Here is a 1970-nt window from a genome sequence, read left to right as displayed (position 1 = left end):
TCGCCGGCGATCTGCTCCGGCGCCATGTAGGCGGGCGTCCCGATGGCCCTGCTGGTGATCGTCCCGCTCGAGTCGATGATCCGGGCGATCCCGAAGTCCACCACCCGGGGCCCGTCGGCCGCGATGAGCACGTTGTCGGGCTTGAGGTCGCGGTGCACGATCGAGGCGTGGTGGATCGCGGTCAGCGCGGTGGCCGTGCCGATGGCCAGCCGGTCGAGCACCGTCCCGCGCAGCGGCCCCTCCCGGTCGACGATCTCCCTCAGCGCCGGGCCCTCGATGTACTCGCTGGCGATGTAGGGCGTGTCGCCGTCCAGGTCGGCCTCGATTACGCGGGCCGTGCAGAACGACGCCACCCGCTTGGCGGCCTTCAGCTCCCTGGCGAAACGGGCCCGGGCGCTCAGGTCACCGGTGAATTTCACGTGCAGCAATTTGACGGCCGCCCGCTCGCCCTCTTTGCTGGTGCCCAGGAAGACGATGCCCTGCCCGCCCTCACCGATCCGCCCGGACAGCTCGAACGACCCCAACTGGATGGGATCGCCGGCTACGAGCGGCGAGATCTGCGGCATTCATCTTCCCCACGTGTGCACAAAGCCCGACCAGGCAAACTTTACGACGCCGGACTACTTCACAGAGAACTGTTAACCGTTCGTGACGTCACGGTTTACCGCGCGCCCCTTCAACAATGGTGACGCACATCCCATTTCGCCGCACCAGTGCCTCCAGGAGGCCGCAGGCCATGGACCGTCCGTACGACATCGTGCTTTTCGGCGCCAGCGGGTTCACCGGCGCGCTCACCGCCGCCTATCTCGCCGAATTCGCCGGTCCCGCCGTCACGTGGGCCATGGCAGGCCGTAACCGTACCAAGATGGAGGCACTCGGCATCGATGTTCCGATCATGTACGCGGACGCGGCCGATCCGGCGTCGCTGGCCGAGCTGGCCGCGCGGGCGCGGGTGGTGGTCACGACGGTGGGGCCGTACATCAGGTACGGCGAGCCGCTCGTGGCCGCGTGCGCCGAGGCCGGCACGCACTACCTGGACCTGACGGGGGAGCCGGAGTTCGTCGACCGCATGTACCTCCGGCACCACGCGACGGCCGTCCGCACCGGCGCCAGGCTCGTGCACGCCTGCGGCTTCGACTCCATCCCCTTCGACCTGGGGGTGCTGTTCACGGTCGAGCAGCTGCCGGAGCACGTCCCGCTGACGGTCAGCGGCTTCCTGCGCGTGCACGGGAGCGCGTCGGGGGGCACGTTCCACTCGGCCGTGTCGATCCTCGCCCGGCGGCGGCACGGCTCCGAGGCGGCGGCTCTGCGCCGGACGACCGAGCCGGCGCCGGCCGGGCGCCGGGTCAGCGCCGGGCCGGGCGGCCTGCGGTACGTGGGCGGCTGGGCGCTGCCGATGCCCACTGTCGACCCGCGGATCGTCGGCCACTCGGCCCGCCTGCTCGACCGCTACGGCCCCGACTTCACCTACCGCCAGCACTACGCGGTCAGGCGGCTGCCCACCGCGCTGACCATGGCCGGTGGGGCGGCCGCGCTGGCGGCCCTGGCCCGGATCCCGCCGGCCCGTGACCGGCTGCTGACCCGCCTGCGGCCGGGCGACGGCCCGTCCCCCGAGCAGCGCGCCAGAAACTGGTTCAAGGTCACCTTCGTCGGCGAAGGCGGCGGGCGGCGCGTGGTCACCGAGGTGGCGGGCGGCGACCCGGGATACGGCGAGACGGCCAAGATGCTCGCCGAGTCGGCCCTCTGCCTCGCCTTCGACGACGTCCCGGACCGCGCCGGCCAGCTCACCACCGCCGCCGCGCTGGGCCGCCCGCTCATCGACCGGCTCCAGCGCGCCGGCCTCACGTTCACCGTCCGCGACCGCACCCGGCCGTGACCGCGCGGCCCGCGCGGCCCTTCGGCGTCCGCTAGGAGCTGTTTAGGGTTCGGATCTTGGTGGGATTCGGTGGTGGGCTGGCCGTGGCTGGTAG

The 1970-nt window shown here is 72.0% G+C and carries 2 protein-coding genes; one reads left to right on the top strand and one right to left on the bottom strand.

From position 1 onward, the window contains the following. The coding region (locus tag IEY87_RS41900) for a serine/threonine-protein kinase (RefSeq protein WP_189144456.1) at positions 1–566 on the bottom strand (566 nt) is incomplete at its 3' end. Positions 567–736: 170 nt separating this feature from the next. On the opposite strand from IEY87_RS41900, the gene IEY87_RS41895 reads away from it, so the two are divergent. Then, positions 737–1876, top strand: coding sequence for a saccharopine dehydrogenase family protein (locus IEY87_RS41895; RefSeq protein WP_189144455.1), 1140 nt, complete (start codon positions 737–739; stop codon positions 1874–1876). Positions 1877–1970 lie beyond the last annotated feature (94 nt).

It is taken from the genome of Nonomuraea glycinis (genome assembly GCF_014646515.1).
GTDB classification, from domain to species: Bacteria; Actinomycetota; Actinomycetes; order Streptosporangiales; family Streptosporangiaceae; genus Nonomuraea; species Nonomuraea glycinis.
Note: the sequence above shows the minus strand (reverse complement) of the source record. Positions and strands in the feature narration are given on the sequence as shown.

Coding starts and splice junctions, on each gene's coding strand:
- IEY87_RS41895 (WP_189144455.1), top strand. CDS start 737: ATGGACCGTCCGTACGACATCGTGCTTTTCGGCGCCAGCGGGTTCACC.